The 23,314-nt window shown below is 38.8% G+C and carries 19 protein-coding genes and 1 pseudogene; 9 read left to right on the top strand and 11 right to left on the bottom strand.

The window, feature by feature from the left end; all coding sequences use genetic code 11:
* Positions 1–28: 28 nt before the first annotated feature.
* The 3 genes and pseudogenes from ACFFRD_RS24570 to ACFFRD_RS24560 form a co-directional block, all read right to left on the bottom strand.
* A complete protein-coding gene (locus ACFFRD_RS24570; RefSeq protein ID WP_392478054.1) occupies positions 29–697 on the bottom strand; it encodes a hypothetical protein in 669 nt (222 codons plus the stop codon).
* A gap of 80 nt (positions 698–777) precedes the next feature.
* A complete protein-coding gene (locus ACFFRD_RS24565; RefSeq protein WP_392483049.1) occupies positions 778–1,800 on the bottom strand; it encodes an IS4 family transposase in 1,023 nt (340 codons plus the stop codon).
* A gap of 1,344 nt (positions 1,801–3,144) precedes the next feature.
* Positions 3,145–3,294 (bottom strand): annotated as a pseudogene (locus ACFFRD_RS24560) (hypothetical protein); the annotation flags it as partial.
* A 138-nt stretch (positions 3,295–3,432) separates the two neighbouring features.
* Here ACFFRD_RS24560 and ACFFRD_RS24555 point away from each other — a divergent pair.
* On the top strand, positions 3,433–3,699 hold the full coding sequence (locus ACFFRD_RS24555) for a hypothetical protein (protein ID WP_335031450.1): 267 nt from the start codon (positions 3,433–3,435) through the stop codon (positions 3,697–3,699).
* A gap of 152 nt (positions 3,700–3,851) precedes the next feature.
* On the opposite strand, the gene ACFFRD_RS24550 is transcribed toward ACFFRD_RS24555, so the two are convergent.
* Positions 3,852–4,703 carry a peptidoglycan-binding protein gene (locus ACFFRD_RS24550; RefSeq protein ID WP_392478052.1) on the bottom strand — a complete coding sequence of 284 codons (852 nt, stop codon included), beginning with the start codon at positions 4,701–4,703 and terminating at the stop codon, positions 3,852–3,854.
* Positions 4,704–4,935: 232 nt separating this feature from the next.
* Between ACFFRD_RS24550 and ACFFRD_RS24545 the strand changes: the two genes are divergently transcribed.
* Entirely contained in the window at positions 4,936–7,260 is a 2,325-nt protein-coding gene (locus tag ACFFRD_RS24545; protein WP_392478051.1) for an NB-ARC domain-containing protein, read from the top strand.
* A gap of 337 nt (positions 7,261–7,597) precedes the next feature.
* Positions 7,598–8,956, top strand: coding sequence for a glutathione-disulfide reductase (gene gorA, locus ACFFRD_RS24540; RefSeq protein WP_392478049.1), 1,359 nt, complete (start codon positions 7,598–7,600; stop codon positions 8,954–8,956).
* A gap of 72 nt (positions 8,957–9,028) precedes the next feature.
* On the opposite strand, the gene ACFFRD_RS24535 is transcribed toward gorA, so the two are convergent.
* Positions 9,029–11,389 (bottom strand): CHASE2 domain-containing protein, encoded by a 2,361-nt coding sequence (locus tag ACFFRD_RS24535; RefSeq protein ID WP_392478048.1) that lies wholly within the window; start codon positions 11,387–11,389, stop codon positions 9,029–9,031.
* Between the two features lie 740 nt (positions 11,390–12,129).
* Between ACFFRD_RS24535 and ACFFRD_RS24530 the strand changes: the two genes are divergently transcribed.
* The 4 genes from ACFFRD_RS24530 to ACFFRD_RS24515 all read left to right on the top strand — a co-directional run bounded on the left by ACFFRD_RS24530 (position 12,130) and on the right by ACFFRD_RS24515 (position 15,807).
* Positions 12,130–12,651, top strand: a complete 522-nt coding sequence (locus ACFFRD_RS24530; protein ID WP_041565194.1) for an NYN domain-containing protein — start codon at positions 12,130–12,132, stop codon at positions 12,649–12,651.
* A 95-nt stretch (positions 12,652–12,746) separates the two neighbouring features.
* Positions 12,747–14,351: a 2-isopropylmalate synthase gene (locus ACFFRD_RS24525; protein ID WP_114085893.1), complete on the top strand. Its 1,605-nt coding sequence runs from the start codon at positions 12,747–12,749 to the stop codon at positions 14,349–14,351.
* A 75-nt stretch (positions 14,352–14,426) separates the two neighbouring features.
* A complete protein-coding gene (locus ACFFRD_RS24520) occupies positions 14,427–14,933 on the top strand; it encodes a GNAT family N-acetyltransferase (RefSeq protein WP_392478045.1) in 507 nt (168 codons plus the stop codon).
* Positions 14,934–15,126: 193 nt separating this feature from the next.
* Positions 15,127–15,807, top strand: a complete 681-nt coding sequence (locus ACFFRD_RS24515; RefSeq protein WP_392478044.1) for an ester cyclase — start codon at positions 15,127–15,129, stop codon at positions 15,805–15,807.
* A 145-nt stretch (positions 15,808–15,952) separates the two neighbouring features.
* Here ACFFRD_RS24515 and ACFFRD_RS24510 read toward each other — a convergent pair whose 3' ends face one another.
* A complete protein-coding gene (locus ACFFRD_RS24510; protein ID WP_392478043.1) occupies positions 15,953–16,399 on the bottom strand; it encodes a hypothetical protein in 447 nt (148 codons plus the stop codon).
* 347 nt (positions 16,400–16,746) lie between these two features.
* Between ACFFRD_RS24510 and ACFFRD_RS24505 the strand changes: the two genes are divergently transcribed.
* Positions 16,747–17,991 (top strand): ISL3 family transposase, encoded by a 1,245-nt coding sequence (locus tag ACFFRD_RS24505; RefSeq protein ID WP_392483105.1) that lies wholly within the window; start codon positions 16,747–16,749, stop codon positions 17,989–17,991.
* Here ACFFRD_RS24505 and ACFFRD_RS24500 read toward each other — a convergent pair.
* The 3 genes from ACFFRD_RS24500 to ACFFRD_RS24490 form a co-directional block, all read right to left on the bottom strand.
* Positions 17,971–18,981: an AIPR family protein gene (locus ACFFRD_RS24500; protein WP_392478041.1), complete on the bottom strand. Its 1,011-nt coding sequence runs from the start codon at positions 18,979–18,981 to the stop codon at positions 17,971–17,973. The genes ACFFRD_RS24505 and ACFFRD_RS24500 overlap by 21 nt on opposite strands.
* Positions 18,982–19,007: 26 nt before the next feature.
* Positions 19,008–19,460, bottom strand: a complete 453-nt coding sequence (locus ACFFRD_RS24495) for a hypothetical protein (RefSeq protein ID WP_392478040.1) — start codon at positions 19,458–19,460, stop codon at positions 19,008–19,010.
* Positions 19,461–19,604: 144 nt separating this feature from the next.
* On the bottom strand, positions 19,605–19,832 hold the full coding sequence (locus tag ACFFRD_RS24490; RefSeq protein ID WP_392478038.1) for a hypothetical protein: 228 nt from the start codon (positions 19,830–19,832) through the stop codon (positions 19,605–19,607).
* Positions 19,833–19,868: 36 nt separating this feature from the next.
* Here ACFFRD_RS24490 and ACFFRD_RS24485 point away from each other — a divergent pair, with 36 nt between their 5' ends.
* On the top strand, positions 19,869–20,078 hold the full coding sequence (locus ACFFRD_RS24485; RefSeq protein ID WP_392478037.1) for a hypothetical protein: 210 nt from the start codon (positions 19,869–19,871) through the stop codon (positions 20,076–20,078).
* Between the two features lie 277 nt (positions 20,079–20,355).
* Here ACFFRD_RS24485 and ACFFRD_RS24480 read toward each other — a convergent pair whose 3' ends face one another.
* Together ACFFRD_RS24480 and ACFFRD_RS24475 are read right to left on the bottom strand one after the other, a co-directional pair.
* The gene (locus ACFFRD_RS24480) at positions 20,356–22,047 is read right to left on the bottom strand and encodes a sulfatase-like hydrolase/transferase (protein WP_392478036.1); all 1,692 of its coding nucleotides are present in this window, start codon (positions 22,045–22,047) and stop codon (positions 20,356–20,358) included.
* Between the two features lie 88 nt (positions 22,048–22,135).
* Entirely contained in the window at positions 22,136–23,134 is a 999-nt protein-coding gene (locus tag ACFFRD_RS24475) for a formylglycine-generating enzyme family protein (protein ID WP_392478035.1), read from the bottom strand.
* Positions 23,135–23,314 lie beyond the last annotated feature (180 nt).

Raw genomic sequence — 23,314 nt, 5'->3', positions numbered from 1 at the left:
TCGTATCTGTCAAACTTCCTAGTTGCAATTATGCTAATTCAATCAAAAATCTTGCTATGAATGTGCAGCAAGATTTTTCACTTATTTCTAGACTATGAATTGCTTTTTTTACTTCCTCTATTTTTTGCTCAAATGGCAGTTTAGTAAGTATTTTTAGTGCTTTATTTAAGCTTGTTTTGCTTTCCCCAAAAGCTTCTTTACTTTCATTATTTTTTATAATTTGATGTAAAAATATTCCTAGCTCGTGTAAGGTTATTCCCCTAAAATAATGACGACAAGCTAAAGAGAGAAGTACGTTAATCATTAATTTATCTTCTTTAAATCTTGTTGCAATCACTAAAGCTGTTTGAAAAAAATCTTGGCTTACTTTAAAACTCCTTTGGCAGTATTCAAATTCTTTGTTACTTTCTATAAGTTTTCCTTCTCTTTCGTCAATTATTCCTAATCTGTGTGTAGTTAATGCAAATTTATAAAGTACTATCCCTAAGTTACTATAACAATCAATATATTCCAAAACCATATTTCTGATAGCTTGAAAAAAAACATTGTTTAATAAATTTGGCTCTTGTCTTAAGTCCTCAAAACAACCTGCACCATAAAACTCCATAGAATGATAAACAATTTCTAAGGCAATAGTTTCCTGCTTAGTAAGTTCTTGTTTTACTACTATTTCTGCATTTTCTATATTTAGATACATTTGTTCTTGAGCAAAAATGTTGAATGCTGATACAAAACTTTACATAAATAGTTATACTAATTATCAAAAGCCTAAATTAGTCAACAAAATATCATCTCCTCAAACCAATGAACATAACTGATTTTTTGACACATACAAGATTGTAAATAGCGGAATTTATCTAATAGTGTATATCCCCATTGTGCGGGAATAGATACAAGCTGTAAAATCAAATAAGCTATCAAGCTAACATAAATTTGTATGGTGATACCATTGACGTTTTTGGTAATTAATTTGTCAAGTTTTAAGTGCATTTTTAAAAACTTCCACAATAGTTCAACGCCCCAACGTAATCGATAAATATCTCTAATTTCATCATCATCAACAGCTGCATCTCCCGACTCTGGTAAATTAGTTACTAAGCGAAACTCAGTTTTCGTTTCTAAATCACAAAAATTAATCACTCTATAAGCTTGAGCATCATCAGATGCACCAACTTTGATTAATCCAGTCACATCGTCAAACTCTAGTTTCCAATTGTTTTTAATCCGCAAAACAAAGTATTTGTTTTCTTGTACCAATTCTTGGATAAACTTTAATCCCGCGAAGCCTCTATCCATGACCCCAACAGCATTAGTTGGTAGACTAGACATCATTTTAGAACCAAATTTATAATCATGGTCATGTCCAAAGTTGATGAAGTTATCTTCTGGAATTCCTGTAGATAAATTCAAAGAACTAAAAAGTTTAACTTGATGATGACCCAGAAACCATAATAATTTACTTGTCAGGGTAATAATTGTTGAATCAATAGGACAAATAGCGTATTTATCATGTAACTTTTTGTGAGTTTTCTTCTGTACTACTTCATTCAATTTCTGATAAACTTCTTGAAAAGTTTTTTGGCTACGGTGAGAATTCGCTTTGGAAAAAGTAGAAATGTCTACATCAAATCCTGTGTTATTTAATCTTTTAAATAAATCTCTCATACTTGTTAAACTGTTATCCAGGGCATAAGATAGCCAGCACTCAAAGAACAAACGACTGTTCAATACTGGATAATCATTTTTTGGCAGTCCTCTCAGGATACCTTTGACAATTTCGGGAAATGAATTTATAATCACAATCAAACTAATATATTTTAAGCCTTCGCCCAAAATTACCATATTTTGGGTTATTTTTATCGGATTTTTTCTAACATTCAACACTTCTGGTTCTTGAGTATCATTCACTTTCGTGCAAGTAATTTTTGGGATAATTGTTTTGCAATTTTCAGATATTAATGTAGATAAAAATATTCCAGCTTTACCGTGAGATTGTTTCCAATCATCTGTTAATTTAAGTCTTTCTATCGCTTCTTGGCGGATAAGTTCATATAAATAGTATCCTTCACTGTTAAACTTCACTAAAGCTCTGTTTTTTAAATCCCTGAGAAATCGGAGTTTCTTTCGCTCATTTTGCTCATCCCAAAGTAAGCAAAAAATTCCTTTTTCAGATATTACAGGAATATATTGATAACGGTAACATCCTAAGCGACATAAAAGTTTATAGGCTTGGGGATTATCTTGTTGAAGTTTGTCAAACTGGCGTTGAACAAGTTTTTCTAGATTTTCTAAAGTTGGATGCCTCAATAGATAATCACGATTATCCTGCCAGTAAACTTTTAAATTTCCTTGTGATTCCTTTAAAATTTCAGGACTCAGGAGAGACATAGCAAAGGCATTTCCGCCATAAGCTCGATTTATTTCATAAAGAGCATCAGTATCTATAGTAATGTTGAAACTAACAAAATAATCCTCCCAAGCTTTATATTCCAACGCTTTTAGCCAATAATATTGAAAATTTTTCAGCTTGATTAAGTCGGGTTCGTGCAGTAACTCACAGCTTGTGATTAGGGTGACTGACTGCACACTTTGATGAGCTAGTACTGTTAATAGTTCTATATAGTTACTATTATGTGATTTTATGAATTCACCATTTATCAAAGTAAATTCAAGATGATGAATTAACACGCCGATTCTATGCTCTTGGAGCTTGCTTTTAAATTGCTCCATCAAAGTCATAAAATCTTGTTCTGGATTTTCTTTAAAATGATATCTGAGCGTGACGCTAACCCAATCTTCTAATGAGTTGAGGTTTTGGGGTGTAGTTCCTACACGCAGATCAAGATATTCTAAACCTTGAAGCTCAAACCATTTTGTAGCCAAGGTTGTTTTACCTATACCACCCTCTGAGTGAATTAGAATAACTTTTGCACCTTTGTTAACTAGTTCATCGAGGTCTGCGATCGCTTCCTCACGCCCCACAAAATCAGAATTGTTGGATCTTGGTATCTCTGAGACTGACTCTTGAGGCTCAATGTTTGTGGCTGAGTGCTGAGATTGCACAGTTGATTGAGCAAAGATTCTTGTCAGTTCACCCAGTTCAATCTGCAACGCAGCTGCTATTTTTTCAAGCGTGGTTGGTGTAGGGTTAGCAGTCTGTCCGGTTGCTATCTTGCTAATGACACTTTTATCCAGACCAGTTACTTGCTCAAGTTTGTATTGGCTAAACTCTTTTTCTTTGAGTAATTTCTTAAATACTTCTCCAGCTTCCTTATTCTTTTTGGCTCTTGGCACTGCGGATAACCCTCTATGATCAACCTTGTTCAACGGTTGCACGTTCAACTAGTTGCACAACTACAACTATTCAAATTTTAGAAGACGAACAAAACTAGTGAATAGCAAGTAAACCAATAAGCTCAAGGATAATTTAATATGCGTCACAATAACTTACAGCAAGAAGCAATTCAACTTGAGTTGCTTAAAAAAACTTTGCACGGTTGGCAGCCAGCTTTTCCACTTGTTGAAAGCTATGAATGGTCAACTGATCAGCTAGAGCATCACTTCGGTATTTCACGCCAAGAGTTATACAAAATCAGGAGTAAACCCCATCTCTGGCGTTCCTCAATTTTGGTTTTTTTACACCTGCGAAAAAACAAATGGCGGGTTTACAGCCTCAACCCTATACAAATCGGGGGATAAGGTAAAAGCTGATGCCCAGAAGTGCGATCGCATACCCGCCCGAAGCGATCGCAATTTTTTACAAGCACAACCCGAAAATTAGACACAAAATAAAATAGCGTAGGCGTAGCCCGTCGTAGACATCGGTCATCATTTATTCAACTACCGAATGCTTAATTAAACAATGTCCCTAAGAAATTGATAATTGGTTTCCAAAAGATACCAGTCAACACATAAGGAGCGTATTGTAAAAGCGGTAAGCTTGACTGCTTCGACGACTTTATCGGTAAACACTCCAAGAGAAAAGGCACTATACAGGTAAGCCCATAAGCAGTTGCTAAGGCTGTATTCCATTTAGGTTCATCTCCTGGTATGGGGCTATAATAAATACCCAGCATAATGAACGAGATCATTAAAAACTGCTCCCATAAAAACCAGGATTGAGGTGGTAGAAAATAAACTAACTGGAGAAAGCTGTTGTTGTCTATTTTTTGTCGCATCCCCAAAAGTACAGCCCAAGTTGCAGCCCCAACAATACCATCATCTTTCAGTCCATAAATTCTTTGAAAGCGTTTAACGCCTCTCTCAGTTTCACGACTAAAATACCCGTCAGGTTCTTTTTTGAAAAATCCTTCTTGATTGAGAATAATTTGCAGTTCTTTAACTGCATCCTGTAACTTTGGAGACATACTTTTTTGATTGCGGTAAAGCTTTGGGTAGAAAAGGCAAGCCCAACTCAGTGGCCCTACGATTCCATCTACCTGAAGATTATTAGCTTTCTGAAATTTAATTACAGCCTCTTCTGTTTCTAAGTCAAATTTACCACTAATATTTGAGAGAAAACCCTGAGCTTGCAGTCGCTCTTGGAGTTCATTGATTGATTCTTGTGCAGAGTTTGGCGAAAAGCCTCGGTATAATATGGGACGTTTATTGAATACACAGACTTGTTTTTCTTCTGGAAAATAACGCCGGGATTGTTTTAGTCCAAACAAGAGATTTAGAAAGTCAAGTGTTTTATTTGTCATAGTTTTATTCAGTAATTTGTGAAAAAATCATCTGGCAAAGTTTAGAGCTTAGAAGTCGATATAGTCGGCAGCCTCTACGTACTAGAGACAGAAATAAACTTACAAATTAGCTTACTGGTTAAATTTAAGACAGGAGTTAACACTGTTAAAAAAATGTTACTAATTTGTCAAACTTTTGTTCGTTAAAATGTTGCTAACGCCACATTGATAACGAATTTATTGGGTAATATTTATGCCAGGTCAGTCAGAAGATTGGAATTTACCTAAAAGTTGGAATCGCAAGATTTTGCAGGACTGGGAGATAGACCGACTACTGACTAATTTGGAGGTTACACTTCAAAAGCGTTACAGACAAAGTACTAGGAAAGACCTGTTACTTGGGCTACTCTGTGGGTACAGCTTGAAAAAGATTGGTCAAGATTTGCACAAAGAAAACGCTGCTGTCAGAGCAGGGTTAAGCAATATCTATCGGGATATTGAAGTTTTGACAGGAGAAGCAAATAAAAGTGTTAAGTCCAGCAATCTTGTCTACGTTTTGGAAAGACATGGTTATCGTAGAGGGTCTGTTGTAGCTGCTATCCAACGCCGTGACATCCCCCACAATTTGCCAGCACCGACTTACACCCAATTTATTGGTCGGGAGGCAGATATGAAAAAGCTATTAGAACGCCTTTCGTCAGTGCATGGCGCTCACATGATTACAGTACATGGCATTGGTGGCGTAGGTAAAACAGCGCTGGTGTTAGCAGCTGCTTACCTATGCTTAAAAGCTAGTAACGAAAACTCTTCTGACGCACCCAAATTTGATGCGATTATTTTCACTTCAGCTAAACAGCAAGAACTTATTCCCACTAATAGTATCTTGTGGCGGCAACAGGGACAGCGTAATCTACGCGATATCTTTCGAGAAATTGCTAATGCTTTAGACGACCCGACAATTCTTCAATCTCCTCCCAATGACCAATTTGATCGTGTTCGCCAAATTCTCTCAAAACGGAGAACACTGTTGATTGTGGACAATATGGAGACTATAGAGGACAGAAATGAGGTTATTGAGTTTTTATATAATCTACCCATTTGCATCAAAGTAATAATTACTAGCCGCGAACAAATTGCCTTGCTGCCAATCCGTCTGCGAAACTTACCTCCAGATGATGGTTTGCAGTTGATTAGACAACAAGCTGAAGAAAAAGGTATAAGCATCAACGATGAAGACTCTAAGCAACTCTACGATCGCACTGGCGGCATCCCTCTGGCGATCGTATATTCGCTTGGTCAATTATCCGGTGGCTACTCCCTAAACTCGGTATTGAATCGATTAACCTCGGCTACAGGTGATGTGGCTCGTTTTTGCTTTGAGCAATCAGTACAAGGAATCAAGGGACAGCCACCGCACAAGTTACTCATGTCACTGGCGATTTTTCCTGACTCTGCCATACTCGCAGCTGTGGCTGAGGTTGCTGGACTAACAGCTGCTCCTGATGCTGTAAATAATGGCTTGGCACGTTTGCAGCAACTTTCCTTGGTGAATCTCAACCCAGAGACTAAGCGGTTTGATATGCTCTCTCTGACACGTGAATATGCCTTAGCAGAATTAGCCGCTTACCCAGATTTTGAGAGGGAAGCACGAAGGCGCTGGGTGAGATGGTATCTTGATTTTGCCCACAATTATGCCGGAGAAGATTGGGAAAAGTGGATACACTACAATAAGTTAGAACCAGAAGAAGGAAATCTGCGAGCAGTACTTCATTGGTGTGAAGACAAAGAACACTATGAAGCAGTTAGGGATTTATGGCTTCTCTTAAGCCACTATGCAAATCTCTACGCCTATTGGGACGATCGCTTAGATTGGTTGCAATGGCTCATAGAACAATCAGAACGGCGTGGTGAATGGTCTTGTTTTGTAAAAATCATCGTCCGCAAAAGCTGGCTACTAATTCGAGAGTGTTCCTCTGTGAGTCTGAAAGAAGCAGATAAAATTTTGCGCCGGACGTGGATTTTGCGTGACCATGCAGATTTATGTGTTCAGGCTGACTTAGCCGAAAGTATGGCTAGGCTGCAAATTAGACAGAAGGATTATCAAGATGCACGCCACTGGCTAACTGTAGAAGAAAAATTGGTGATCGAGGCGAATCTAGAAGAGCGACAGCACATCCGCTATTTTATTCCCGTTCTTTATCATCAGGCTGAAATCCATTATTTAGAAGGTGAATATCTTTCAGCAAAGAAGCTCTTTCAAGAGGTGATGAAAAGTGCAGAAAAAATTAGTTGGCATCGGGTGATCAATTCTGCTCAAAATTGGCTGGCTGATATTGCAATTGAACAAGGCGATCGCGATCAAGCTGAAAAACTATTAATTCAAGGCTTGACTGTTGCTGAAACGACTCACAACAAGCGACGTTTGGCCCGCTATCGGCGTTCTCTTGCCCGTTGGGAGAAAAAGTGGGGAAGTGCAGAGAAAGCCTACAAATTGTCAATTAAGGCTATTGATGGTTTTAAGCTCTTGGGAATGACACGGGATGCACAGGAGATGCAAATTTTCCTTGATTCACTGTAATCATAGGCGCTTATGTTGCCCACCCGACAAGATGGAATAATTTATTTATTTCTTGGAAATCCCTAAAAGCGCGATCGCATATCCACCAGAACTAGGCAAGATATTTTTTTACAAGATAATGTAATATAACTTAGCAGTATTCGAGCGATGCCTAGGTTGGTCTGCGCCTACGCTATTCCTTTTCAATCTAATTGCAAGCAAAGCGGCAATTTGCTACATATCAAAATGGTTCCATCCAAACTTGTCCACCCAAAGACAGTAGATTAAGTTTTGTCTGAATAACTATAAGGAATGAAATAGCTCTGCTTTCCAAAAAGTAAAAAAGGAACAGATTTTTATGGCATTTGATTACAACCTGTTTGTCATTGGTGCTGGGCCTGGTGGATTGGCAGCAGCTAAAAAAGCAGCTAGTTACGGTGTCCGTGTTGCTATTGCCGAACAAGAATCCATCGGTGGAACCTGTGTAAATCGCGGTTGCATTCCCAAAAAACTGATTGTCTACGCTGCTGACTTCGCCCTACAAAAGCAAATAGCCCCCAGTTATGGATGGAGTGAGTGCCAAACATATTTTGACTGGACATTATTCATTAAGTCAGTACATCAGCATCTTGACACCCTCAACCAGACTTACTTTCAGCAATTACAGAAAGCTGGAATTGAACTAATTTGCGATCGTGCCACTTTCATCGATGCTCATACTGTGGATATTAATGGACTTAAAGTTACAGCCGACAAAATTTTAATTGCTGTGGGAGGGCAACCCCTCAAGCCCAAAATCCCAGGTATAGAATATGCCATTACATCCCGCGAGATGTTTCAGTTACCTTATCTACCGAAACGTTTAGCAATTATTGGCGGTGGCTACATTGGCGTAGAATTTTCCAGCATGATGCACGCTTTCGGTTGCCAGGTGACGGTGATTGAAAAAGACGAGATGATTTTATCAGGGTTTGATGATGACATTCGCTCTACGGTACAACAAGGTTTGAGCAAACGCGGAATTAAGTTATTGACTAGTAGTACTGTTCAAGAAATCAAATACTCTGATGAGAGTTTGTTATTAACTATTACTGGTAAGAAGCGACAAATAATTACAGCAGATACGATCTTGGTTGCCACAGGTTACGCTCCAAATACCAAGAATCTTGGTTTAGAAAATGCCCATGTTGAACTTGGCGAACATGGTGCAATCAAAGTAGATGAATACAGCCGCACCACCCAAGAAAATATTTTTGCTGTGGGTGACTGCACCAGCCGAGTGCAATTGTCTCCAGTGGCGAAGGCAGAAGGTATTGCTTTTGCCAATACAATTTTTGGCAACAAGGTGCAAAAACTGGATTATGATTATGTGCCCTCTGCTGTTTTTTGCCGTCCAGAAGCGGCTGGTGTGGGGATGACGGAGGCGAAGGCACGGGAAAAATTTGGTGAATCTGTACAATGCTACTGCACCCAATTCCAACCACTTTTGTATCAGTTAACCGAACAGAATCAGCCAACCACTATAAAGTTAGTTTTAAATGGCGATTCTGGGGAAGTTTTGGGCGCTCATCTGGTGGGTGAACATGCAGCAGATATCATTCAAAATCTGGGTGTGGCAATTCGCAAGGGCATTACCAAGGAAGACTTGGATGAAATAATAGGTATTCATCCTACGGTAGGAGAAGAATTTTTTTCGTTAAATCAGGTGCAGGAATGAGTGAAGGGGGCAGGAGGCAGGAAGAAAACTGCCTTCTTTATAGATTTTTCTTCCCGTGTCCCCGTGTGCTTCTCAAGAAGTTTCTGAGGATACCTCTGAGCAAGATTTTGTGGGAGCGTTTAATTGGTCTAAAGTATTTGTTAATGAGTCATCCCCTAGCATTGGGTATCCTCTGTGGGAATTTACCACATTGTCAAAAGCTTTCAGATCCTCAAGAGCCTCTGATGCAGACTGATATCGGTGTTTGAAGTCATCCAGCACCATTTTACTGAGAATATTAGCAACGGAGCGGCTTACCTGAGAGCGTAGTTTATCGCCGTAGGCATCGCTCCATTTTATCTCTCCATCAGCATCTCTATCTAGCTCACGGGGTGCTACACCAGTCAAGGCTCTAATCCCAACCATACCCACTGCATAGATGTCACTACTGTATTGGGGACGGCCAAAACATTGTTCGCTGGGTGCGTAACCCTGAGTTCCAATGCCAATAGTGAAGGGGGTTTGCTCTTCAGTATCAAGCTGTTTTGTGCTGACTTCTTTGACGGCTCCAAAGTCAATCAATACCAGTTTTCCATCTGAGTGTCGCCGGATAATATTACTGGGCTTAATATCCCGATGAATCACATTATTTTGATGAACAAATGTTAATGTTTGCAATAAGTCTCTGACAATTTTGATCGCGGCAATTTCATCAATTGCTCTACCTGGTGGCAATTCCTGATTCAAAGTATGACCAATTATCTGTTCTTGCACTAGATAAAATTCTTCATCTTCTTCAAAATACGCCAAAAGTTGAGGGATCTGATCGTGTGTTCCTAATTTTTCTAGGGTTTGCGCCTCTGAGTGAAATAAACGTCTGGCAAGTTGCAAGGCTTCTGGTTTAGTGCTGGCTGGTTTTAGTTGCTTGACAACACATCGCGGACTCCCAGGACGTTGGGTATCTTCGGCAATGTAGGTTTCGCTGAATCCACCGGAACCGAGAACTTTGACAATTTTGTAGCGTCGAGCCAAGACTTTTCCTGATAAGGCTAAATCTCGTTGCTGGATTAAGTATTGCAAGTCATATTGTTGACTGATAATCTCTTGAACAACGGGAGATGTTTGATACTTCTGGAAAATGTTTACTAATTGACGTTTTCTGATGCTTTCTCTCATGACTGAGGTTCCCAGGTAGGAAAGTCCGGTCATGGCGATCGCAATCATTGGTACAATCGTAGGAAAAATTAATTGACCATAGACAAATAACCCATAGCTAATTCCTAACCAAGCGCCAGATAGGGCGAGGCTATATAAAAATCTATTGATGCTACGCTTGTGTCTGCTAATCATCAAGGCTGCACTGCCAACTAGAACTAGCACAAACAAACCCTGCAATGGTGGAGTGTTAATTCCTGGAGCGATCGCTTTCCCTAACATCAAAGTTGCGATCGCATTGGCATGAATTTCCACGCCCGACATCGGTTTAGCGCTGTTGCTAGCAGCGACTGGATAATAATCATTATTTAACTTATCTGTCGCACCAATCAGCACTATCTTGTCTTTGAAGACCTTTCCCTGCTGCAAATAGGTGTTCCAATTTTCCGGGTCGAGTACGTGCCAAAAGGGTATTTGCTCAAATGTACCCGCAGAACCCCAAAAATAAATGCGATCGCCTTTTGGTCGCGGATAATTTACTCGTGCTGTCCTGAGTACTGCTTCATCAAAAGAGGGTAGCTTCTCGATCAAATTATCTTCACCCAACGACTTAGAAAACTCACTCGCCAATCGATGAACTTTCCCATCCACCTCTACGGGGAAATTAACTGAGCCAATGGAAACTGACCCTGTACGAAACATCTGTTGTGGGTCTGTCAGTTGTGTAAAAGTCCCTTGGTGCGTCTGAGAATTTTCGTAGACGGCCGCTAAGGTAACTTTACTGCCATATTTTTGCAATACTGCCTGGAATTGGCGATCGTCAGTAACTCCATAACTACTTGGCGTGTCAAAAACTACATCTATCGCTACAGACCGGACACCTGCTTTAATTAACTTTTTAATTATCTGGGAGTATGCAGCACGTTTATAAGGATAAGATTTCAGTGTTTCTAGGTAGGCATACTGTTTTGGATTTGTTTTATAGTACTGTTCGGGAACTGATATTGACTGATCGTCTATTGCTAAAATTACGATGTCTTCTGGAGGCACAATCGGCCCACGCAGTTGAAAAAAGCCAGAAAGCGCCTTATTTTCCATCAATTTAACCGATTCGCCACCAGAAGCACTCAGCAATGCTGCACCCATTACGCAAGCTCCAGCGAGGAGATGACCTAAGTTAATCATCCATCTAGACTGGCGAGCCGATGCTGTTGACGTTACTTTTGTCGGTTTACTTGACAGTCTATTGGCAGCAGAGACATAGTTTTTAGTTAAGGTAGATGTAGGTTCTTCTGCCATATCGTGTTACTGATTGATTTAAGTCCAACACTTTTATTTATTCAGACCACGTTTTAGTGCAAGCACATTGAAATAAGACTTAAATGATAATCTTATACATTTGTAAAGTATCTTCTATTCATCAACAAACCTTTATTGGCAGAGCTAGCCCCCAAGAGATTCCTACTCAGGTACTGCCTAAATTATTGTTTTTCTGTTAAGTGAGTTACAACTAGTGATTGTCTCACAGATCAGAGCCGGATCTATTTCGCCTCTGCTAATTGGTTGCGGCGAGATTTGATCCTAACCTAACCAACAGGTACGCTCCTAACTGGGTGTTTTACCAGAAGCTGTCCCAAGGCCGTCTTCTGTCTTTGGCGCAATATTGGTACTCCCAGAAAGCATGTCCTGATACTGAAAGCTCTACCTATAGATAGGCATAAACTTATATCCTACCCTAAGCTTATGCTATACCTCTTTAGGAGTAAACTTTAATGTTATACAGCGATAAATGCTGTTACTGGTTCAATTTTATTGGTAGATTTTGATCAGAAGGTAGCTCTTGCAGTGCTGGAGGTGAATAAGGTTTAGCACCCAGCATCTCAACTCCAATGTTGCATCCGTTGTTATGCCTTGAAAGAGGTAGGATAAAAGCTATAGATGAAGAGCTACTTTATAGATATTAGCAAACTTGCTATTTGAAAATTGCTATAATCTATTGTTCCATCTAAATTCATATATATTATTAGGTGTAAATTTGTATGGGTTCTCCAATGAATCGTCTGTCTATTTTTGTAGACGGAAACAATATGTTCTATGCTCAACAAAAAAATGGGTGGTTTTTTGACCCACGGCGAGTCTTAGAATACTTTAAACATGAGCAATCAGAAACAACATTAATTAATGCATTCTGGTACACTGGCTTAAAAGACCCACAAGATCAACGAGGTTTTAGAGATGCTCTAATTAGTCTAGGATATACAGTCCGAACTAAAATCCTTAAAGAATATTATGATGATACTTCTGGTCGTTACTCGCAAAAAGCGAATTTAGATATTGAAATTGTTGTAGATATGTTTAATACAGTAGACCAGTATGACCGAGTAGTATTATTCAGTGGTGATGGAGATTTTGAACGAGCAATCGAACTATTACGCTCAAAAAATACACATATTACGGTAGTATCAACAGAAGGAATGATCGCTAGAGAACTACGGAACGCTACTGATAGATATATAGATTTAAATGATATCAGAGATCAAATAGAAAAAACTGAAGGTTAATAGCCTTAGCAATTATTTACAAAGGTAAGAGTAAAAGAAAAACTAAGGTTGAAGATATATTGAGCCACAAGTAAAAATTAAACAACAAACCGCAAATGACAAACAAAACAGATCGAATTATCATTTTTGATACTACACTGCGAGATGGAGAGCAGTGTCCGGGAGCGACTCTGAATATAGACGAAAAGCTAGTTATTGCCAAGCAACTAGCGCGTCTGGGTGTGGATATAATTGAGGCAGGCTTTGCCTTTGCCAGTCCCGGAGATTTTGAAGCAGTCAGCAAGATTGCCCAAATTGTGGGGACAGAAAATGGTCCGGTAATTTGCAGTTTGGCAAGAGCGATTAAAGCAGATATTGAAGCGGCCGCAGAAGCATTAAAACCAGCCGTAAAGGGCAGAATTCACACATTTATTTCGACTTCTGATATTCATTTAGAGTATCAGTTACGGAAGTCACGGGCAGAGGTGTTAGCGATCGCCGAAGAAATGGTAGCTTATGCCAAATCTTTCATGACAGATGTCGAATTTTCGCCGATGGATGCGGCTCGTTCCGATCCAGAATTTTTGTACCAAGTGTTAGAGCGAACGATCGCAGCTGGTGCAACAACAGTTAACATTCCCGATACCGTGGGTTACACCACCCCTAGCGAATTTGGGGCAATAATTAAAGGCATTATTGAAAATGTCCCCAACATCGACCAAGCGATTATTTCCGTTCACGGTCATAATGACTTAGGCTTGGCAGTTGCTAACTTCTTAGAAGCCGTAAAAAATGGCGCAAGGCAACTAGAATGTACGATCAATGGTATTGGTGAACGTGCCGGCAATGCCTCACTAGAAGAATTAGTAATGGCGTTGCACGTGCGGCGGCAATATTTTAATCCCTTTTTAGGAAGACCAGAAGAATCTCAAGAATCCCTGACAAATATCGACACCCGACAAATTTATAAAACCTCACGCTTAGTTTCTAATTTGACGGGAATGTTGGTACAACCAAATAAAGCGATCGTCGGGGCGAATGCCTTTGCTCATGAGTCTGGAATTCACCAAGATGGTGTCCTAAAAAACAAGCTCACTTACGAAATTATGGATGCCCAATTGATTGGCTTAACAGACAATCAAATAGTTTTGGGCAAACATTCAGGTAGAAATGCTTTCCGCACTCGGTTGAAAGAATTGGGCTTTGAACTGTCAGATAGTGAGTTAAATAAAGCCTTCGTTAGATTCAAAGAAGTAGCAGATAAAAAGAAAGATATTTCTGATTGGGATTTGGAAGCGATCGTTAACGATGAAATCCAACAAGCACCCGATTTGTTCCGGGTAGAGTTGGTGCAAGTTTCCTGCGGTAGCAACGCCCGTCCTACTGCTACAGTTACCCTGCGTACCCCAGAAGGTGAAGAATTAACCGATGCTGCGATCGGTACTGGGCCAGTGGATGCAGTTTACAAAGCCATCAATCGGGTGGTGAATGTGCCCAACGAATTGATTGAGTTTTCTGTGCAGTCAGTAACAGCCGGTATTGATGCCATTGGCGAAGTAACAATTCGTTTACGTTATGAATCTAAAGTGTTTTCTGGTCATGCAGCGAACACAGATATCATCGTGGCATCCGCACAAGCTTATGTAAATGCGCTGAATAGGTTGTATTCTGCGTTGCAAAGACAAGAAAAGCCAGAGGAAGTAACTGCACAGAAAGTCTGAGATCGGCATCTGTGAAACTGCTAGTTTTTAGCTGATGCTAACAAACTCCTCTCCAACTTTGGGGAGGAGTTATTTGTGAGTTCCAAAAATTTGTTAGAAATTATGCTGACAGAAAAACATATAACTATTAGAGAAGCTACTACCAAAGAAGACTCACTGATTGCAAAACACTCTTACCAAATGTGGCTAGATATTGGTGTTGATGAGAGTAATATTATTTTGGAGTGGCAGAATATTACCCTCAAATTTATAGAAGAAGCGCGTCGAGATTTGTTTTATAAGGCTTTTATTGCAGAGATTGATAATACAGTTGTCGGTTCTGTAAGTTGTCAACTATTTGCAGGTTTATACCCGAATGTTTTCAAAGATGAATACCGCAAATTTGGATATGTTTGGGGCGTTTATGTCGAACAATCTTACCGCAGACAAGGAATTGCCAAATCGCTAACTAATAGAGCAATTGAATATTTAAAAGCGATCTGTTGCACGCGGGTGGTTCTTAACGCCTCGCCATTGGGCAAACCAGTTTACTCCAGCCTCGGTTTTGCTGAAGGAAATATAATGCAATTAGATTTGATTTAACAAAAAAGAATTCAGAAATAAATTCTGTGTAACTAGCGGATGAATAAACCTAAATCCGATAGTATAAGTTTTTCGCTCAAGAAGCATCCGTGTTTGCTCATTATGAATATTGTTTGCTTTTTTAGATTTTTCGATTGACTTGTATGCATAAAACTTTATTCTGAGAAGCGATGTTTATAATCAGTCAGCTTGTATGAGTAGCGAAAAGACAACAGAATTGCCACTCTGGGTACAAGATAGAGATATAGTCATTGCTCGTGATGAAGAAGTACAGTGGCGAGAAGGAAAACGCCCAGATTATTCTTACACCAATGAATTTCTTCATCAAGAGAGTAAATTTCAGCATCCAGAAGGTTCTTTAGAAGCGATCGCTCAAAACTTAGTCCGAAATTTTGAGATGGAAGCTTCTAATAAATCTAATCCTGAACAGTGGCTTTCGATTGTTACTGATAAGTTCAAAATGAGTACCAATGGGGGACAACAATTCACTGCTGAGGATGTTGCAACCGAAGGGACTTATAACCTGTTTTTGGGTGAAACTGAGCAATACAGTTCTGAAACAGAAACCTTTGAATCTTCATTTCAAGTTTTTCATACAGCCTTTCCTAATGGCTTTCTTTGGGAATTAACAGAAATTCTTTCGGGGCCACCTAATGTTACATTTAAGTGGCGACATTGGGGAACATTTAATGGTTCCTATAAAGACTATGCACCCACAGGTGAAACAATAGAAATCGTAGGAGTTAGTATTGCTCGTGTGACTGATGATTTGAAGATTGAGTCTTTAGAGCATTATTTTGATAATAATGTCTTTCTTCAGAAATTAACGGCAGGTGGTTGTCCTTTCCATTCTAAAAATCAGAACAATCACTAATTTTCATTTAGTTATAGTCTATCGAATAGCACGCTCATCGGCGCTCTTAGCAAACAGCAGTGAGCGTCGATCGAGTGATTATAATCATCGAAAGTCTGCAATAGAAGGGAATGCAGAGAAATTTAAATAAGTTGGAAAATACCGTTTATGGTATTCGTGTTTGCACAGTAGTAGCTGCTGTGTTGACTGAAGGTGTAAACCCAGCCAGTTTACCTGACTTCTGGGGTACAAAATCTGTTTCTTTGCTATTTTGAACCTCAGATAAGTAGCAATCTCGCACTGCTAACAACAAGCCTTTGATGGCATCTGGTGCGCCTGTTTTAACTAAATCGTCCGCCTTTTTGAAAAAATGCGATCGCCATTTACCATCGTTATTGCCATACAATTCTATTAAATACCAACCTGCAAGATACTCAGCTAAAGGGTCAAGACAAAAACGGATTCTGTCTTTAGCAGAACCGATAGTTTGAATCAGGTGCAAACGCTTTTCCAGATAATTGAGGTGTGCTTCGGGGTCATCAATACCCAAAGCTGCTAATGCAGCAATGGCATCTGCACGCTTGGCATTTCCTGTTTGATAACTTTGCTGCAAGCATTCCCAGGCGATGGTTTTGGCAATTTAATGAACAGTGCGGTCATCAAATTGATTGTCTGTAACATCACGATTGAGTTCATTGATATAACCCAGCATTAAATATCGGTGTTGATGTAAAACCGATGTTTTAATTCTTCATTCATCTCGCTACATCTTTTATTTAATTAGGTTGAAAAATTATGGTTCTTCAGGACTTATTATGCTAAATAATTAGTGATCCAGAGTTAAAAATCGTCAATTAGTATATAAAGTTATGAGTAAAGTCGTTGATATGGTTGACATTGAAACCATATATATTGTTAGCTGTAAATATAACAATAATATTTTTAAGTGTATTTACAGATATGCTCAACAAAAGAGGAATTAAAATTCTAACAGAGCTTCTGGATTTGAAAGATGTAAAAGTTATATCACAGCGTCTTCATGCGGGGATTGGAATTGTTTTACAAACTGAATCAATTAAATCATATAGTATTTGTCCTGACTGTGGCATAAAAAGTCAGAAATTGCATCAAAATCATCGACACATTGTTAAAGATTTACCATTCGGGGATAAATCTGTTTTTTTAGAAATTAATAGGCGACAATTTAAATGTGAAAAATGCAGAAAACCCTTCAGTGAAGACCTAGATTTTGTTAGAAAGAAAAGAACTTATACAAAACGACTTGCACATAAAACAATACAAGAAGTATTAGAATCGGACATACGTAGTGTGGCTTCTATTGGTATAGTGACAACAGATGAAATAGAAAGAATGTTAAAAGACGCATCTGAAGATAACGGTGATTTAAAACCTGAAGACTTAAAAAGACTTGGAATTGATGAAATAGCTCTAGTGAAAGGAAAGGGAAATTACTGTGCTGTATTAGTAGATTTAGATACGTCTAAGCTGCTGGCAATTTTAAGCGATCGCACTCAAGAGGTAATCAAGAAAACCCTTATAGAATGGGGAACTGAAGTTTTAGAACAAATAGAGGAAGTCAGCATAGATTTATGGAAAGGATATAAAAACTTAGTTACAGAATTAATGCCTAAAGCTCAAGTCGTTGCAGATAGATTTCACGTTATGGTTCAGATAAACAAGGAATTATATACCCAGAGGAAACAAGAAAAGCGGAATGTCGAACAGTTAATAAAGAAAGCAAAAACATCATCAAAAAAGGCAGAACATGAAAAAACATTAGCAGGAATTAATAAAAGTAAATACGTTCTACTGAAAAACGAGTCAGATTTGAATGAGGAGCAAAAAACTAAGCTGATTCAAGTAAAAGAGGCATCTTCTATTCTCAAAGTAATGCATGAATTCAAAGAGAAAATTAGAACTATTTTTAATAAGACTAATAATTGGTATACAGCAGTCTTTAAACTGGGTATTTGGCTCTCAAAAGCTAAACAATATTTTCCCAATAGCAACAATACTATTATCCGTTGGTTTGATGAGATAATCGCTTATTTTGATAATAGAACGACTAGTGGTGTCGTTGAAGGTATCAATAACAAACTCAAACTAATTAAGCGCTCGGCTTATGGGTTTAGAAATTTTGAAAACTTCCGAGTAAGATGCTTATTAAGCTGGCATTTTAATTGATAGTTTAGCATAACAAGTACTGAAGAACCAAAGATTTTCAAGTCTATAGTAAGCAAAAGCACTTGCATAATAGCTTGTTGGACTATGATTAGCACCAAAAATCTTACTACCTATTTCTCTGGATAAATCTCCATAGGAACGTGATACTCTATGAGGCTGGTCAAGAAACATAGCAGCAAAAGTTTTAATTTGGTCGGGAATTGTAATAACACGATTTTTCGGTACATCTGCTCTATCGTGATACTGTTTTGAACGTCTTTCATAATATAACTGTTCTCCAGCATGAAAGGATTCAAACGAGTTGTAGCATTGTTCTAATTTCTTTTGGAATTCAGATAAAGCTGCAAGTTCTTCTTTTTTAACTGGTGTTTGATGATTAGTTGCTTTGATTATGCTATTTATTACATCATCTTTGTCTGTAACAATTATCTTTACTGGAATTTGTAAATTATTTATACCACTTAAATTCCTACAGTTAAATAAAACGTGGCTTGTTTGACACCCATTAACTATTTGATAATCTCGAATATTAAATCTATTGCCAACAGTATCTAATGATTTAGCTATTATCGTTATTCCATTATTTAAGACTGAAAATCTATCTAATTCTCCTGATTTTAATGTAGATTCGATATCATGATTAACATCATTACTTCCTTGAAAAGCTCGAATATTATCATAAAAAATGGATAATCTAATATTATCGAACTCATCAACTATTAGTTTTCTAAATTCAGAAAAAGGTAGAGTACCTATATACAATTCAGATATTCCTGAGATTTCAGGTAATACTACTCTGCTAGCAAAAATAATATCTGTACTTAATGCTAGTTTTGTACTTTGATAAAGCTTTCTAATTTCATCAGCACCTAGTGCCTGAATCTCTACTTTTTCAAAGATGTTTTTATCTTCAATTTCATGTTTTTTAGCGCTCATACGCCTGACTAAGTTTTTGTCATCAGTCCATTTACCTGTTGTGATATAGTACATCTTGCATAAAGGTCTTCCCCGTACCATCATACTACTTTTTTTTGAGTATATAAGTATATATGTGTTGCTATTTTTGCTTTATATTCAACCATTTCATTGCGTTCTAAAACTGGTTCTTCTTCTGCAAAAAAATCTGAAACTCCCTCAAAGAACTTTAACATATCTCCACTATCAAAAGTGTTTGATGTTTTAGACTGAATAAAGATAAATGTTGCTTCCATACGTTTATTGATATCAGCTAAATCATCAACTTCTTCAATAGAGTCTACAAGTTTACCATTTACAATAATAGCGATGCCATCAAGCCCAGTATCATTTGAACTGCCTACAGAAACATCTTCTACTTTAAAAGTCTCAGGATACTCTCGTGAAATTACGCAGTAGTTACAAAATTTTTCAAAATCTATTGCTTCTCCTTCTGATTCTATTTCATGTTCTTTTAGAAAAGCTTCTATCAAACTTTTGGTAATTCTATCCACAAAAATACCTCCGTAAGATGCTTAATCAGTGATGCTTGTGGCTGATAGTAAATGTACACAAAAAGGCTACTAGTTCAAGTATATATAATAACGTAAATAACCAAAAACAATGCAAAAGCCTTTCAAACAATTAATTGTATCCGATCATAAAACAATGATCTGGAAACCCGTGATTGTTAGAATATGCATTACTGTTGAGTTGATTCTAAAGAAATTAGCTGTTGGCAAAACCCCAGAATAAATCCTAGAATCTAATTCACGACTCATACGCGAAGAAATTTGAGCAGCTATTGAGAATTGAATGTCTACACAAAGCGATCGCTTAGTTTTTGAGGTTTTCTGTAAGGCGTAGGCGTAGCCCGTCGTAGACATCGCTCCTCATCAACTATCGAAGCATAAAATTAAAGCATGACTATTCATAAAACAGATATGCTAAAAACGCTTTGGGCTACTGTTCGGCATGGAAAAATCGAATTGCTGGAGTCAGAGGAATTACCGGAAGAAACAAGAGTGCTAGTGATGCTGCTTCCTGATGATGAAACTGAATTTTGGCTTCAAACCAGTCAAACATCACTCTCATCAGTTTGGGATAACACTGAGGATGATGTTTATGCCTAACTACTCTAAAAATGACATCATTTTGGTTCAGTATCCCTTTTCAGATTTGTGTCAATTAACTGCCAAATAAATCTCTCGTTTAGTTGGTGTTGCACCTATTAATAATGATAGTGGGCAACACAAAGGTAAGTTTCAACATAGATGAGGTTTATTTAGATAGACAGGTTTTTTATTTCCATTTTCCCTTTCCCCTTTTCCCCTTAACCGAGAAGTATTGGATGCAGAGGTGTAAAGACATTTTGTATAGACGTTCCTGGGAAGGTCTATACCCCTAAACTTATTTCAGGTTCAGGATAACTTTCTGTAAATTACCTGTAAAAGCAAACGGTACTTGATAGGTGTCAACTACAGGTGTACCTGTATCTCGACCAACATCAAAGGTTTCATCTAAAGCCACACGATAAGGTATGGTTTTTTCAATTCGACCTTGAGCTACCTGTTGATTGTCAATGAACAATTTCCCAGTTCCTCCTGCACCAACACCACCGTCATAATCAAAATCAAATCCTATTGTTGCTTTCCCTGGGGGTAATTTTTCAGGAGATTGAATAATGTATCGCTCTGCATTTGCAAAATTGTAGGTATAGGTTGGTTTACCATCTTCAAGAAAAAAGCCCCAACCAGCAAAGCGTCCACCTTGAGTTAACAAGACACCCTCAGCACCATTTTCTGGAATCTCTACATCAGCCTTGATGGTGAATGATCTGTTTTTGAGGTTTGGAGCGCTACCTTCGGGGATTGGTACTGCACCAGGATAGTAAATAAATGTAGTGCGTCCTGCGTCTAAAGAGGGGCGAATTTTGACATCAAACCGTTCAGAAACGCGATCGTCTAATGGTAAAACTTTGTGTTTACGAGCTTCTGATAAAAACAACTTTTGCAGTTTTTCCAGTTTCTCTGGATTTTTGTCTGCTAAGTTATTTGCCTCGCTGAAATCTTCTTCAATGTTGTATAGTTCCCAAGGATCTTGCTCGAAATCAGCATTGATTGTCCCCTGCCAAGGCAAGCGCGGGTGACGAGCCGCAGCTATCCATCCGTTATTATAAATAGCTCGGTTTCCGAACATCTCGAAATACTGAGTTTTGCGTTGGGAAGAAGCATCAGGATCATCAAATGTGTAGACTAGGCTAGTACCTTCAATTTTCTGTTGTTTCACCCCGTTCACTTCAGTCGGTACAGTAATTCCTGTCGCTTCGAGAATTGTGGGTGTAATATCAATGACATGATGGAATTGGCTGCGGAGTCCACCACGATCTTTAATTTGGTTGCCCCAAGCAACAACTAAGGGATTACGAGTACCACCAAAGTGAGAGGCAATTTGTTTTGTCCTTTCTACTAAAGCCGGACTCCATTGGTTCGTATCACCACCCATAAAACCGTAAAAATACTCAAATCCTAAACCTGTCGGCCAGCGATCGAAAGGCCCCACTGCACTGGTTTCATAATCTGGTGTATTGTGCCATTTGCCAAAAGCCGCAGTATTATAACCATTTTGACGCAGCACTTCCGCCACAGTGGCCGCACTCTTGGGTAAAATAGTCGTGTAACCTGGATAACCAGTTGCTAACTCTGCCACTACACCTGTACCCACAGAATGATGATTGCGCCCAGTTAACAAAGCTGCCCTGGTAGGTGAGCAAAGGGCTGTAGTGTGAAATTGGTTGTAGCGTAATCCTTTTTCCGCTAAACGAGTCAGATTGGGAGTTTCTATAGAACCACCAAAAGTACTTGCCTGCCCAAAACCCACATCATCCAGTAGCACTAATAAGACATTAGGAGCATTTTTAGGAGCAGTGATTGGGGCGGGAAAATCGGGTGTTGACTCTTTGTAAGTTGTGCCAATTTCACCTTCAAAAGACGGTGGACGAATAGGGAGAACCTTTGATGTAGCTGCTAAGGCAGGGTTACTAACCATCAACAAGATGATGACCAGAGATAGAGCAATCGCCCGGAAAATTAAACTCAACATACAATAACCTTTTATAGCTATTTTTTTCTCACGCAGAGACGCAGAGGTACTCCAAAGGACTTAAGAATGCAATCTAATGAAAATTGCTTTAAACCAGGTTCTTCACCAAGCGAAACCCGATATGGCTAGTTCCTGTATCGGGGGCTTGAGACTCTCGTGCGGCTGGACGGTAGCGGCTACAATAGTTCGGCGCACATAGATAAGAGCCACCTTTGATTACATGAAGAGCAATCTCTGTGGGTTTTTTGGGGTCAAAACTTTTACTTGCTCCTGTAGGGTTGACACTGTGAGCTTTGTTGTCATGTCCTAAGCTGAACCAGTCGGAAGTCCATTCCCAAACATTACCGGTCATATCGTAAAGTCCATAACCATTGGCCGAAAAAGAGCCTACTTTTGCCGTTCCTATGTAACCATCAGCTTTGGTATTGAAAAAAGGGAAAATCCCCTGCCAGGTGTTGGCTTTTTTCTCCGAATATTGATTACCCCAGGTATAAGTTGCACCATCTAAGCCACCACGAGCCGCATATTCCCACTGTGCTTCTGTTGGTAAGGATTTTCCTGCCCATGTTGCATAAGCTAGGGCATCCTCGTAAGCAATATGCACAACTGGGTAGTTTTCTTTACCTACAACAGTGCTATCACTGCCAAAGGGATGCTGCCAGTTAGCACCAGGTGTCCAATGCCACCAACTGAGAAATTGGACTTGCTTAACACCTTGTTTTGGCTGATGAAACACCAGAGAACCTGGTAATCTCTGCTCATCTGGTAAGTCGGGAAACTGCTCTTTTGGCAAAGGGCGTTGTGCAACTGTTACATACTTTGTTGCTTTGACAAACTTAGCAAATTGGGCGTTTGTCACCTCGTATTTATCAATGCAGAAGGATGTAACTTTAACATTTTTCGCTGTTCGCTCTTCCACAAAACCCGAATCATCCGCTCCCATATTGAAAATACCTCCAGGAATGAGTACCATCTCTGGAGGACAGAGATTAACGGTAACTGCTAATGCGGATAAATTGCTCAATAGTGATATGAGTGCAACTAGCTGAATCAGCAGTAGCGTTAAAAAGCAATGTTTTTTTCGCATTTTACGCCGATGAAACTGTTAAACCCAGAATACGGAAAAATCTCTGTTGCAAAATAAAGTTATGAACTCACTCCTACTAGTTAAATTATTTAGCGTTGCTGATTAGATATATAAATCTTGGTGTAGAAATGTTGCAATGGAACGTCTCTATATAAGGTTTTGAAATCACGCAAAATCATT

The organism is Nostoc sp. C110 (assembly GCF_043099725.1).
Taxonomy (GTDB): domain Bacteria; phylum Cyanobacteriota; class Cyanobacteriia; order Cyanobacteriales; family Nostocaceae; genus Nostoc; species Nostoc muscorum_A.
This window is presented reverse-complemented; position numbering and strand designations above follow the sequence as displayed.